The following is a 12,754-nucleotide window of genomic DNA, read 5'->3' as shown; positions in this document are numbered from 1 at the left end:
CGGGTCCCCCCGCCGCTATATGGGCATCGCCGCCGCAGAAGCGAATGGCATCGAGATAAAGGCCGCAAAGCGTCGGGTCACCGATCAGTAGCACCGGCCCGGCATCCTGGGCATCGGCCAAGGCGGCGCGCACCTCATGCCCGAGCAACAGTCCGGAAAGGTAGGAGGCCGCCGCGTTCTCGTTGAGGCGGTCAAAGAGGCCGAGCGTGCGGACGCCGAAGAGATGGCGCAGCAAGCCGCCAGGGTCGGCGCTCCGCCGCAGCCCTTGTCGCAGCGCCGCCGGATCTGCGGGCGCATCCGCCTTCATCATGCGGCCGAGAATGGTATGGGCGCTGAAGGCGGCGAAAGCCTCGCCGGTCATGTAGGTCGCGAAGCGCAGGATGCGGCCGTCCCGCACCACCGCCCATTTCGCGTGACTGCCGGGCAGGCAGACTGTGCCGCCCACGCCGATCTGCGATAGAGCGCCGAGGATCTGGGTCTCCTCGCCGCGCATGACTTCCGGGACGCCGGCGGCATCCTCACTGCTGACGCCGGGAACGATGAGTACCTCGGCGCCATCGAAGGGCGCGCGGACGGCGGAGGCGCCCAGCGTCTCGACACTTGCCGGGCAAGGCAGATAGGGCGCCTCGACCCAGCCCTGGCGGCTGCCGACCATGCCGGACAGCAGCACCTGGCGTTCGCCGGCATTCAGCCAGGGCAGCACGGCCTTGCGCAGGGTCTCGGCGAATTTCCGCGCCTCGATCGTCATCAGGCCGGAAACGGCTGAAAGCTTGTCGACAACCTGCCCGTCGCGCATGCGGTAGGCGCGGAAGCTGCTGGTTCCCCAATCGACGCCGATCATGCGCTGATCCTCAATCCGTTCAGACCTTGAGGTAGAGATACAGCATCCCGAGCAGCAAGCCACCGGCGCCGTTCGGTCAGAACTTCATCCAGCGGGCGCCAAAAAGCCGACAAGACAAAGCCAGCGAGACGTGCTTTCCGCTTTGCTATGAGAGACTTGCTAGGTCTCCGAGCCGAGCGGTGAACCGTCACCGTCCCGCTTGAAGGGCGAGAGCGTTGCCAGGTCTTCCATATGGGCGAGGATCGCGGGCCGCTCCTCCTCCAGAAAACTGGCAATGGCGCGGCGGAGGCCCGTGTGCTCGATCCAATGGAGCGAATAGGTGGTGCTCGGCAGATAGCCGCGCTGGATTTTGTGCTCGCCTTGCGCGCCGGCCTCGACCCGCGAGAGGCCCTCGGCGATCGCGAAGTCGATGGCCTGATAGTAGCAGAGCTCGAAATGGAGAAAGGGCCAGTTGCCTCGGCAACCCCAGTTGCGACCATAGAGCGCGTCGCTTCCGACGAGGTTGAGCGCGCCGGCCACCGGCTTTTGGCCGTCATAGGCGAGCATGAGAACGACGCGGTCGCCGAGCCGCTCGGCTAGCATGGAGAAGAAGCGGCGGCTGAGATAGGCGCTGCCCCACTTGCGATCGACGGTCGATTGGTAGAAGCCGAAGAATGCGTCCCACATCGGTTTGGTGATCTCGTGCCCTCGGACGGTGCGAAAGCTTAGGCCCGCCGCCTGGGCATCGCGTCTTTCGCGCCGGATGACCTTACGCTTGCGGGAGGACATCGCGCCGAGGAAGTCGTCGAAGCTGGCATAGCCGGCATTGGCCCAGTGAAATTGGACACCGATACGCTGCAGCCAGCCGGCATCACCGAGGGCTTCCCACTCCCGCTCCTCGCAGAAGGTCACGTGGACGGAGGAGAGGTCGAGTTCCCGGCAGGCTTGAGCGAGGGCCTGGCCCAGCACCGCGAAGGGCACGCGCGAGCCTGGACGACGCAGCAGGCGCGGCCCCGGCACCGGGCTGAAGGGAACCGAAGCCTGTAGCTTAGGGTAGTAGCTGCCGCCTGCCCGCTCAAAGGCATTGGCCCAGCCATGATCGAAGACATATTCGCCGTAGGAATGCGACTTCGCATACATCGGCACGATACCGGCGACGGCATTCGCCTCATCCCGCAGGACCGCATGCTGGGGGAGCCAGCCGGTGCGGCTGCCCGCAGAACCGCTATCCTCGACGGCGCTTAGAAATTCGTGGCTGACGAAGGGGTTGTCGCTGCCGGCGCAGGCGTTCCAGTCGGCGGGATCTATCTCGTGGATGCTGCTGTGGAGCGAGAGAGTGAAACTGGCAGCATCCGGCATAGGGCTGACATAAGGTCGCCGCCGCCGGATTGGAAGCGACGGGAGCCGTAGCCGGATCATCCGCTAGCGCGGGGCTCCGGCCGCTCCTCGCTCGGCGGTCAGCCGATCGCGAAGAGGCCCTCGACCTCGACGGCGGCATCCAGCGGCAGGACGGCGACGCCGATCGTCGAGCGGGCATGGCGGCCGATGTCGCCAAAGATCTCTACTGCCAGGTCCGAGGCGCCGTTCATCACGGCCGCTTGCTGGGTGAAGTCGGGTGTGGAGGCGATGAAGCCGCCGAGACGGAGCACGCGCCTTACCCGGCCGAGATCGCCATCACAGGCGGCGCGTAGCTGGGCGAGCAGGTTGATGAAACAGGCGCGCGCCGCCGCCTTACCTGCCTCAACCGAGACCTCCGCACCGAGCTTGCCGGTGGCAAGCAAGGCACCGTCCCGCAAGGGCAATTGGCCGGAGATGGTGACAACGCCCTGGTGGATCGTGAAGGGGACGTAGGTCGCGACCGGCGCCGGCGGCTCCGGCAGGGTGATCCCGAGTTCGGCGAGGCGGCTTTCGATCGTGGCCATCGTCATGGTGTTCCAGGCTCGGGTGAAAAGAGGGCTTCCTTGCCCGGCTTGCCCTTCCAGTCCTCGCCATCGGCGGGCGGAGTGCCCTTGCGGGTGATATTGGGCCATTGGGTCGAGAAGGTGCGGTTGCGTTCCGCCCAGGCGGTGGCGCGGTCGTCGCTGTCAGGCAGGATGGCCTCGGCGGGGCATTCGGGCTCGCAGACGCCGCAATCGATGCACTCGTCCGGGTTGATCACGATCATGTTCTTGCCGATGTAGAAGCAATCGACGGGGCAGACCTCGATGCAGTCCTTGAACAGGCAGTTGATGCAGTCTTCGGTGACCACGTAGGTCATACGGCGCTCCCGGATAGGCAAAAGGGCGACGCCCCCGGATGGAGGTGCCACGACGGCGGGATATGCCGCCGGGTGGCCGGGAGCGCAAGGTGCCGTGTCGACGCGCCTAGCGCGATTCCGGGATCAAAGCGGTAGCGTTGGAAGGTGGTACCCCCGTCGGGGGATACCCCCAATTGCGAGCCGATACTCCCAAGCATCAAAATTTCTAATGAATGCGCGGATGTCGCGCGGTGGAGTCAAGTCGGTTAAGGAGGCCATTCCGGGAAGAAATTGCGCGATATGTACAAGTGGATATTTCGTCGATATCTTAAACATTATTTCCTTTAAATGATCTTCTTCTTTCTTCAGCAGTGGCGAATCCTCCAGAGCTAACTCCGGCACTATCTGCGAAGCTCTCCCCATTGCGTCTTTAGGCCCTTCGGGTCTTTCCTTAAATCGTTGCTTTCCACCAGCCGATGCAACCTGCCTGCCACTGTCGACTAGTTTAGGCTGATTTGTCTTTTTTTGGTTTCGAATTGGGTCGGTGCTTCTTTGTTGAATGCGTTGCGTACGTCATTCCGGTCAATGGGCTGAACCACGGTTGTGCCTTCCTCGTTTTTACGTTGCAGCCAAAGGTGGAACGCAAAACAGGCGGCGTATGCTTGCTATTCCGCGATTGGGCGGCTTCGCAATGATAACGATCAGGAGGTTAAATCTCGGTGACTTCGCGGGGTCCGTAGTCTTCGCGATCAGCGACATCGGGCTCGGATGTTGGCGTCAACTCAGCAATTTCCCGGTAGAGCATGCGCGCCACTGGCGCAGGTCCTCGCCGCTCGGCTAAACTGATAACTCGCAGCACTCGCACTTCTTGTCGCAAGCCAAGGGTGATTACGTCGCCCGGCCGCACTCGGGCATGGGCCTTAGCCGTGGGTTGCGAATTGAGGCGGACGCCGCCCGATTCCACCAGCCGCGCGCAATCCGAGCGCGCCTTCATGACGCGCGCGCACCATAGCCAGAGGTCGAGGCGCTGCCAGTCGCGGCCCTCGAGCTGCCGTTCGGCGAGAGCGGGTCGCGACGAGCTCAACGGCGGCCGCTCTGGCGAAGGACGGCAAGAGACGCGAAGGGACCGGCGCCCGACTGAGCGCGATCCGTGCCCGGGGTGATGCGCGGACGGGGCCGCCAGGTGACAACGGGCGACATCGGCGGACCGTAGGTCTCGGGACTGAGCCCCGCCGCCGGCTGGAGGCGGAAACCGAGGCCACGCAGCACCGCCGGCAGCATTTCCGCGCGGAGGGAAAGACGCGAGGCGAGTCCTGGCGGGAGAGGCGCCTGATTGCCGCGCCTGCCCGCGGCGCGCTGGAGTTCGGCCGCCAGCCGCTCGGCGACATCGAGACGCAGAAGTACCGGTCCGGCCGAGACCCAGCCCAAGGCGGTTGCGAAGCCCTCCGGCCAAGGCTGTTCAGCGGCGATGGATGTCAGGCTCGGCAGAGGGAGCGCGGGCGTTTCGACGCCTTTGGCCAGAGCGAGAAGCGAGGCGCGCAATGCCATCGCCGCAGGCCTCAGCAGAGCCGGCAGGAACCAGGCGAAGCGGCCGCCGACGAGACGTAGCGCGCCGTGCTGCTCGTCCTCGCCTTGCGCGGCCGCGAGGCCCATCCCTTCCCTCAGCCGGTGCAGCAAACCTCGCGCGGCGGGGGGCACGGGGGCGCCGACCGCCACAAAGAGCGGCGCGAAAACCCTGGCGATCTCGGCATCGACGAAGCTTTGCAGTCGTCGCCGGATCCGCTCACGCATCGGGCCGTCGAGGAATTCGCTTGCCACCACCTCGACCATCGGCCGCAGCACCGAATGGCCCGGCCGCAGCCGCGCGATTTCCTGTTCCTGCCAGAGCAGACGGTGGTTGGGGGTTCTTGTGAAAGCCTCGTCGCCGGCGGCTTCGAGGCGGGCGACGCGGCGGGGGATTTCCTCGCCGAGGGCACGGCGGGCGGCGCGCAGCACCATGCGGCGCTCGCCGCCGACCGCCGCCGGATCGGGGATGAAGGTGAAGGCCGCGACATGGCCGACCGAATGGCCCTCGACCACCACCTCGCCCCGGGCGGTGACGGCGGAGAGGAGATCCTGGCCCTCGCTTTCCTCCAGCCGGCGCATGAGGAGCGCGGCCCGGCGGTCAACGAAGCGGTGCATGAGCTTCTCATGCAAGCTGTCGGAAATGAGGTCCTCGATCTCGCGCGCCCGCGCCTGCCAATGGGCGGCGTCCTTTACCCAGTCGGCGCGCGCCGCGACATAGGACCAGACACGCACGCCCGAGAGGCGCTGCATGAGGGTGTCGATATCGCCTTCGACACGATCGAGGCGGTCCATCTGCGCGGCGATCCAGTCGACCGGCAGGTGCCCGCCATCAGCGACATGGCCGAAGATGCGGGCACAGAGCTGGACATGGCTGTCATCGGTGATCTTGCGGAAGTCCGGGATCTGGCAGGCTTCCCACAATAGCCGCACGCGACGGGGTCCCCGGGCTTTCGCGCGCACAGCGTCATCCCGCGACAGGGCGGCCAAAGTTTGCAGGTCGGAGGAATCGTTGCCGCGCACCAGGCCACGGCGCGGCGGCGGGGTTTGCAGCGTGGCGAGGAGCGAATCGATCGAGGCAAAGTCGAGGTCGCTGTTGCGCCAGCAGAGCTGGTCGAGCGGCTCGAAGTCATGCGCCTCGACGGCTCGCACGAGTTCCTCGGGGAGCGCTGGACAATCGGCGGTACTGCCGAAGGTGCCGTCCCGCATGCCGCGACCGGCGCGGCCGGCGATCTGCGCCGTCTCGGGCGCGGTCAGGCGACGCAGGCGGTGGCCATCATATTTGGAGATGCCGGCGAAGCCGACATGATCCACGTCCATATTGAGGCCCATGCCGATGGCATCCGTGGCCACAAGGAAATCGACCTCTTTCTCCTGATACAGCGCCACCTGAGCGTTGCGCGTGCGCGGGGAAAGACGGCCCATCACCACAGCGCAGCCACCGCGGCGGCGGCGGATCATTTCGGCGATCGCATAGACCTCGGCGGCCGAGAAGGCGACGACGGCACTGCGCGGCGGCAGGCGGGTGAGCTTGGCCGGGCCGCTATAGACCAGCTTCGAGAGGCGCGGCCGGGTCTCGATCTGAATATCGGGGACCAAGCGCTGAATGAGCGGGCGGATGGTCTCCGCCCCCATCACCATGGTCTCGACGAGGCCGCGGGCGCGCAGGAGCCGGTCAGTGAAGACGTGGCCGCGATCCGGGTCGGCGCAGAGTTGAATCTCGTCGATCGCGACAAATTCCACAGCGCGATCAAGTGGCATGGCTTCCACCGTGCAGGAGAACCACCGCGCCTCTGGCGGGATGATCTTCTCTTCGCCGGTGATCAGTCCAACGAATCGCACGCCCTTCTCGGCGACCATCCGGTCGTAATTTTCTCGCGCGAGGAGTCGCAAGGGAAAGCCGATGATGCCGGAGGCGTGGGCCAGCAAGCGAGCCATGGCGAGATGCGTCTTGCCCGTATTGGTCGGACCTAGAACCGCGCGGACTCGCGGGGAAAATCCCTGCATGGCTTCTTTTCTGGGTGCTTAACGAAGAGTTTGCAAGTGCGAGCAGATTGATATGGCGCGCCGCAGGAATCAGGTTGAAATGACAACGACCAGCGGCACATAGAACGCTGAGCCTAAGGATGGAAAGAATGAGCGACGGGACGGCGGAGACCATGCGGGACGGAAATGCGGCGGGCGCCGAGGGCGGCACCGAGACCCGCGCCTTCAGCGCGGAGGTCGGCCGGCTGCTCGACCTGGTGGTCAATGCACTCTATTCGGAACGTGAAATTTTCTTGCGGGAGCTGGTTGCTAATGCAGCGGATGCAATCGATCGCAGGAGGTTTCAGGCGCTCACCGAGCCCGCTCTGGCCCTGCCGCCCGATACGGCGGTGATCATCGCGCCGGACAAGGCGGCACGGCAGATCACGATCTCGGATGACGGTCTCGGTATGACCCGGGAGGAACTCGCGAGCAACCTCGGCACCATCGCGCGGTCAGGAACGCGCGCTTTCGGCGACACCATCCGGGACGCGAACCCGGAGGAACGCCCCAGCCTCATCGGCCAATTCGGCGTCGGCTTCTACTCGGCCTTCATGGTGGCGGAGCGGGTCGAGGTGATCTCTCGCCGGGTCGGCGAATCGGCAGCCTGGAGCTGGCGATCCGCGGGGCGCGGCAGTTTCGAGCTTTCCGCGGCGGAGCGTGCGACGGCGGGAACGGATATCATCCTACATCTGAAGTCCGATGCGGAGGAGTTCCTGGAGCCCTCGCGGCTGCAGACAATCATACGCCGCTGGGCGGATCACATTAGCGTGCCCCTCAAGCTTGTTCATGACGGCAAGACGGAGGCCGCCAACGAGGGCACAGCGCTGTGGCGGCGGCCGAAGAGCGAGCTGACCGAGGAGGACTACCTCGGCTTCTATCGCCACCTGGGCAATATCTTCGACAAGCCCTGGGCAACGATGCATTGGCGGGCGGAAGGAGCCCTGGAATATACCGCTCTGCTCTTCATTCCCGACAGCAAGCCCTTCGATCCTGTTGAGGGCGATCGCAAGAGCAAGCTGCGACTCCATGTCCGGCGGATGTTCATCACCGATGAGGCGGAGCTGTTGCCGCCTTGGCTGCGCTTCGTTCAGGGCGTGGTGGATACTGAGGATCTGCCGCTCAATGTTTCGCGCGAAATGCTGCAGACGACGCCGCTGATGGCACGGATGCGGAAGGCGATCGTCAACCGCGTGCTCACGGAACTGAAGACGCGCGCCAAGACGCCCCCCGCTGCGGCCGCGCCGACAACCGAAGAGAGTGAGGATGCACAGAAAGCCGACGCCAACGGCTATCTGAGTTTCTGGGAGAATTTCGGTAGCGTTCTGAAGGAGGGGCTTTGGGAGGATGGCGCCGCTCGTGCCGATATCGCTCCTCTGCTCCGCTTCCGTTCCTCGACGGAAACCGGCTGGACCTCCTTCGACGATTATGTCTCGCGCATGAAACCGGACCAGCCGGCGATCTATCTGTTGGCGGGCGAGGATATCGAGTCGCTGCGCGGCGCCGCCGTTCTCGAAGGATTCACAAAGTGCGGTTACGAGGTTCTGCTGCTGTCGGACTCTATCGATGCGTTTTGGCCCGAGCGACTCGGGACCTATGCCGACAAGCCTGTCCGGAATGCTCGTCAGGCGGGGGCCGATCTCGGGGCGAAGAAAGAGCCGAACGAGGCGATTGCGCCACTCCTCGCGGCGATCAAGGCCGAGCTGGGCGACGAGGTTTCCGAGGTTCGGCAGGCTGCGCACCTCAGCGAGAGCCCGGTGATGCTGGCCAGCGCCGAGGGCGGTGCCGATCTCCATATGCAAAGGCTGCTCCGCCGCGCGGGCCGGCCGACCTGGGGCGCAACGCAGGTTTTGGAGGTCAATGCGGGTCATCCCTGGATCGCCGCCCTCGCCTCTCGCGCCGCCGGCGGCGAGTCGGTCGCTGAGGAAGCGCGCCTGCTGCTCGACCTAGCGCTGGTGCAGGAGGGCGATGCGCCGCGCGCCCCGGCGGCCTTCATCCGCCGTGTCGTCGCTGCGATGACCGCAAAAGTGACCGGTTCGGCGCCTGGAGATGCTGGCTGATGCTGCGCCCTTTGGATTGCCTCTTCGATCCGCCCGTGGACAGCGACTCGGAGAACGCGCCCGTTCACCTCATCCGTGCGCTGCGCCCCGACGAGCTTGCCGCAGCCCTTGATTGTTTGGCGCCAGCGCAGTCGGCGTTCTTGAAGCTCACGGGCTTCGCCGCGAAAAGCGGCACCGTGCAAATCCTTCCGCTGGCGGCCGACGGCCGTGTCACAGCCTTGCTCGGATTGGGGGAAACGGTTGGCGGCGCGCCTTTCGGCGCACTGCCCTACGCGCTGCCTGCCCTCTCCCGCTGGCGCCTGGCAGAGGGAACCGCTGATCCCTCCGCCGCTGCACTTGGGTATTGTCTAGGAGCCTACCGCTACAACGATCTCAAGTCCGAGGTGAAGCGCCCCGCTTTGCTGGAACACCCTATGATGAGCAGCGCAGGCACGCAGGCACGCGCTATCTGGATGGCACGGGATCTCGTCAACATGCCTGCAAACCTCCTCGGCCCTGAGGAGCTTTCGGAGGTCGTGGTAACTTTAGCGCAAGGTTTTGGTGCGAAGGCTAACATCGTTGCAGGAGAGGAGCTTAGCGAATCTTATCCGGCAATTGCTGCTGTCGGTCGTGGATCTGACCGGAAGCCGCGCGTCGCGATCCTGCGGTGGCGCGGTAGCCGGGCGGATGAGCATTCTCCTAAGATCGCACTCTGCGGCAAGGGCGTTTGTTTCGACAGCGGCGGCTATGATTTGAAACCGTCCTCCTCCATGCTGCGCATGAAGAAGGACATGGGGGGAGCCGCCGTGCTGATGGCGGTCGCTGCCGTAATTATGGCCGAGGATCTACCGATCGAGATGACGTTGCGCATCGGCTGCGTCGAGAATAGCGTGTCGGGCTCTGCGATGCGCCCGCTCGATGTTCTCAGGACACGCAGCGGGAAAACCGTGGAAGTGGGCAATACCGATGCCGAAGGACGTCTCGTTCTTTGTGATCTTCTCACCGACGCAGTGGCTGAAGGGCCAGATTTCATTCTTGACGCTGCTACCCTGACAGGGGCCGCACGCGCGGCACTTGGTCCAGATATCCCAGCCCTGTTCTCGTCGGATGAGAAATGGAGTCACCGTCTAGTGCACTCTGCATCCAGCGAGGACGATCCGCTTTGGCAGCTGCCGCTTTGGCCAGGCTATGAAGGATGGCTTGATAGCGCCGTCGCGGACTTGAACAACGTTTCGGCATCACCTCTTGCAGGCGCCATTGTTGGGGCCCTTTTCCTGCAGCGGTTTGTTCCGCAACGGATTCCTTGGGCGCATATCGATCTTTACGCGTGGAACGACACCACTCGTCCGGCCCGTCCGGAGGGAGGTGAAGCGCCGGGTGTTCGCAGCATTGCTGCCGCGATACGCCAGTTTGCAGAGGAGAGGTGTTCTGCGGGTCACTAAACTAGTTGATTTTCTTACGTATGGAGAACGGTTTCGGAGTTGTATTAAAATCGGGTAATGCCACCTGAAAATTGCTGTCTTTTCAGCAAGGCACAACATACACTGGGTTGTCCCCAGTTTCGCTAGTCATACGGCGAGGCTAGGCAGCCAAAGGGGACCCTCGGGGTCTCGAAGTATTTGGCGGGGGTTCAAACCGTCCTGCCATGAAAGGGTTGAGAAATGGTAGCCGGTCAGTCATCGGACCAGCTTATTGGCGTTCTTCGCGATACGATTGTGGCTCTTGTCCGTCGGGATGGGCCTGATCTCTCAGCGCGGCAGCTCGGAGTATTCCTAACCTGCTATCTGACCGACAAAGCGCATACCGTGCGTGGTTTGGCGGCGGATCTCGAGGTCTCAAAGCCAGCCATCACGCGCGCGCTTGATCGCCTGACCGAATTCGAACTGGTGCGGCGCAAACTCGATCCCGCGGATCGTCGCAGCGTGCTCGTGCAAAAAACCCTGAAGGGTTCCGCCTTCCTTCGCGATTTGCGCGTTGTGATGAACGAGGCGGCGAACGGCAAGGCCGCCGGTCACGAGGCCGCGACAAGACGCGCCGCTGCCGGCTGAGATGACGGGGGCCGATGGGTCGCCGTTCAGACTTCTCCGCAACGTCAGTGAATCTCAGCGATAAAAGGCTACGAGTCCCGTGGCGCGACATATCGCCGGGGGGAGGCTTCACAGACTGGGTTAGCGTTGTTATACGGCGGCCCGAGGGCGCATAGCTCAGTTGGTAGAGCAGCTGACTCTTAATCAGCGGGTCCAAGGTTCGAGTCCTTGTGCGCCCACCACCCTCGCGGGCTTTCGTGGGCCGGTCCGGTTCCGATACGAACTTTTTTCCCGCTGGCGAACCATGGCTGGCCGTTGCCAGCTAGGCTGACCATAGAGCGGGAGCGTGACGGATGGTGGAAGTGACCGGGCGCGAGCCCCTGATCGAGGATTATGCGATCATCGGGGACTGCCACACCTGCGCCCTTGTCAGCCGCGACGGGTCGATTGATTGGCTGTGCCTCCCCCGTTTCGATAGCGATGCCTGCCTCGCTGCACTGCTGGGGACCCCAGAGCATGGCTCCTGGCGATTGGGCGCCGCGGCTGAGGGCGCACGGGTTAGTCGCGTCTATCTGCCGCACAGCATGATCCTCGAGACTAAAATCGTGACGGATCAGGGCGAGGCTCGCGTTCTTGATTTCATGCCGGTTGGCCATAATGAGACGGCCATCATCCGGATCGCCGAGGGCATCCGCGGGGAAGTCGAGCTGCGGCTCGATCTCACTTTGCGCTTCGACTATGGCTCCGCGATCCCTTGGGTGACGCGCCTACCGGACGATACGGGTATCCAAGGCATCTGCGGGCCTGACCGGGTCAGCCTGTTTTCCGCCATCGAGTTGCTCAACGACCATCTGGCGACCACCGTGAGTTTCACGCTGCGCGCCGGCGAGCGGCAGGTGTTCTCCTTGGTCCATAACGCGTCGCATCTCGATCCGCCCGAACGGCCGGACTTCGAGGCGGAATATCACAGCACCGAGCAGTTCTGGACCGATTGGGCGGGTTCGGCCGTTTACGAGGGCAAATGGTCCGCCGCCGTCGAACGCTCGCTGCTCACCCTCAAGGCGCTGACCTATGCGCCCACCGGCGGCATTGTGGCGGCCGCCACCACATCGCTGCCGGAGCAGCTCGGCGGCAACCGGAACTGGGATTATCGTTTCTGCTGGCTGCGTGACGCGACGCTGACCCTGGGTGCTTTCCTGCGCGCCGGGTATCTGACCGAGGCGAAAGCCTGGCGGGACTGGCTGCTGCGGGCGATTGCCGGGATGCCGGACCAGATCCAGATCATGTATGGCATCGGCGGCGAGCGGCGGCTGACGGAGTGGGAAGCGCCCTGGCTGCCTGGCTATGCCAATTCCGCCCCGGTGCGGATCGGCAACGCCGCATCGGAGCAGGTTCAGCTCGATGTCTATGGCGAGGTCATGGCGGTTTTGTCGGAAGGCCGCCGCCTGGGTCTTGCCGACCTGCCCGCCGGCTGGGGGATGCAGCGGGCCCTCGCCAACCACCTCTGTCAGATCTGGCGCGATCCCGATGACGGTATCTGGGAGGTGCGCAGCGGCCGCCAGCCCTTCGTCTTCTCCAAGATCATGTCGTGGAGCGCGCTGGACCGCTGCATCTCCGACGCCGAGACCTATGGGATGGAAGGCGATCTGGAGACCTGGCGGGAGAACCGGGAGGCGCTGCGGGTGGAGATCCTGGAGAAGGGTTTCAACAAGAGTTTGAATGCCTTCGTGCAGGTCTATGGCGGCGATGAGCTCGATGCCAGCCTGCTGCTGATTCCTCGCACCGGATTCCTGAGCGCGCACGACCCGCGCATGCTCGGCACCGTTGCGGCCATTGAGCAAGGGCTGGTGGAGGACGGGCTTGTGCTGCGCTATGACACGCGGCGCAGCACCGATGGGCTGCCGCCCGGTGAGGGCGTGTTCCTGGCCTGCAGCTTCTGGCTGGCCGACAACTACGCCCTGCAGGGCCGGGCGGAGGAGGCGGAGGCGCTGTTCAACCGGCTGCTCGCCATCTCCAATGATGTCGGGCTGCTCGCGGAGGAATA

The 12,754-nt window shown here is 64.4% G+C and carries 10 protein-coding genes, 1 tRNA gene and 1 pseudogene; 6 read left to right on the top strand and 6 right to left on the bottom strand.

Annotated elements, in window-relative coordinates:
* The 6 genes from GSQ83_RS25075 to GSQ83_RS25050 form a co-directional block, all read right to left on the bottom strand.
* Window positions 1–841 (bottom strand): 2-dehydro-3-deoxygalactonokinase (locus GSQ83_RS25075; RefSeq protein WP_158805575.1); only part of this gene is annotated, 841 nt, incomplete at its 3' end.
* A gap of 159 nt (window positions 842–1,000) precedes the next feature.
* Window positions 1,001–2,179, bottom strand: a complete 1,179-nt coding sequence (locus GSQ83_RS25070; protein ID WP_158805574.1) for a GNAT family N-acetyltransferase — start codon at window positions 2,177–2,179, stop codon at window positions 1,001–1,003.
* A 98-nt stretch (window positions 2,180–2,277) separates the two neighbouring features.
* On the bottom strand, window positions 2,278–2,748 hold the full coding sequence (locus GSQ83_RS25065; protein ID WP_158805573.1) for a RidA family protein: 471 nt from the start codon (window positions 2,746–2,748) through the stop codon (window positions 2,278–2,280).
* On the bottom strand, window positions 2,745–3,077 hold the full coding sequence (gene fdxA, locus GSQ83_RS25060; RefSeq protein WP_158805572.1) for a ferredoxin FdxA: 333 nt from the start codon (window positions 3,075–3,077) through the stop codon (window positions 2,745–2,747). Before fdxA ends, GSQ83_RS25065 begins: the two co-directional genes overlap by 4 nt.
* A 688-nt stretch (window positions 3,078–3,765) precedes the next feature.
* Window positions 3,766–4,140, bottom strand: a complete 375-nt coding sequence (locus tag GSQ83_RS25055) for an RNA-binding S4 domain-containing protein (RefSeq protein WP_371418074.1) — start codon at window positions 4,138–4,140, stop codon at window positions 3,766–3,768.
* On the bottom strand, window positions 4,137–6,626 hold the full coding sequence (locus GSQ83_RS25050) for a helicase-related protein (RefSeq protein ID WP_158805571.1): 2,490 nt from the start codon (window positions 6,624–6,626) through the stop codon (window positions 4,137–4,139). The genes GSQ83_RS25055 and GSQ83_RS25050 overlap by 4 nt, the downstream gene beginning before the upstream one ends.
* A gap of 152 nt (window positions 6,627–6,778) precedes the next feature.
* Here GSQ83_RS25050 and htpG point away from each other — a divergent pair, with 152 nt between their 5' ends.
* The 6 genes and pseudogenes from htpG to GSQ83_RS25025 all read left to right on the top strand — a co-directional run.
* Window positions 6,779–8,704 (top strand): molecular chaperone HtpG, encoded by a 1,926-nt coding sequence (htpG, locus tag GSQ83_RS25045; protein ID WP_158805685.1) that lies wholly within the window; start codon window positions 6,779–6,781, stop codon window positions 8,702–8,704.
* Window positions 8,704–9,096 (top strand): annotated as a pseudogene (locus tag GSQ83_RS31510) (hypothetical protein); the annotation flags it as partial. The gene htpG and the pseudogene GSQ83_RS31510, both read left to right, overlap by 1 nt.
* A gap of 21 nt (window positions 9,097–9,117) precedes the next feature.
* Window positions 9,118–10,125, top strand: a complete 1,008-nt coding sequence (locus tag GSQ83_RS25040; RefSeq protein ID WP_254065894.1) for a M17 family metallopeptidase — start codon at window positions 9,118–9,120, stop codon at window positions 10,123–10,125.
* A gap of 219 nt (window positions 10,126–10,344) precedes the next feature.
* Entirely contained in the window at window positions 10,345–10,731 is a 387-nt protein-coding gene (locus GSQ83_RS25035) for a MarR family transcriptional regulator (protein ID WP_158805569.1), read from the top strand.
* 145 nt (window positions 10,732–10,876) lie between these two features.
* A tRNA-Lys gene (locus tag GSQ83_RS25030) sits at window positions 10,877–10,952 on the top strand.
* Between the two features lie 111 nt (window positions 10,953–11,063).
* Window positions 11,064–12,754, top strand: a 1,691-nt coding sequence (locus tag GSQ83_RS25025) for a glycoside hydrolase family 15 protein (protein ID WP_158805568.1), incomplete at its 3' end; no start/stop codon positions are given.

The organism is Acidisoma sp. L85 (assembly GCF_009765865.1).
Classification (GTDB): domain Bacteria; phylum Pseudomonadota; class Alphaproteobacteria; order Acetobacterales; family Acetobacteraceae; genus Acidisoma.
Note: the sequence above shows the minus strand (reverse complement) of the source record. Positions and strands in the feature narration are given on the sequence as shown.

Coding starts and splice junctions, on each gene's coding strand:
- GSQ83_RS25040 (WP_254065894.1), top strand. CDS start 9,118: ATGATGAGCAGCGCAGGCACGCAGGCACGCGCTATCTGGATGGCACGG.
- fdxA (WP_158805572.1), bottom strand. CDS start 3,077: ATGACCTACGTGGTCACCGAAGACTGCATCAACTGCCTGTTCAAGGAC.
- GSQ83_RS25065 (WP_158805573.1), bottom strand. CDS start 2,748: ATGACGATGGCCACGATCGAAAGCCGCCTCGCCGAACTCGGGATCACC.
- GSQ83_RS25070 (WP_158805574.1), bottom strand. CDS start 2,179: ATGCCGGATGCTGCCAGTTTCACTCTCTCGCTCCACAGCAGCATCCAC.
- htpG (WP_158805685.1), top strand. CDS start 6,779: ATGCGGGACGGAAATGCGGCGGGCGCCGAGGGCGGCACCGAGACCCGC.
- GSQ83_RS25050 (WP_158805571.1), bottom strand. CDS start 6,626: ATGCAGGGATTTTCCCCGCGAGTCCGCGCGGTTCTAGGTCCGACCAAT.
- GSQ83_RS25035 (WP_158805569.1), top strand. CDS start 10,345: ATGGTAGCCGGTCAGTCATCGGACCAGCTTATTGGCGTTCTTCGCGAT.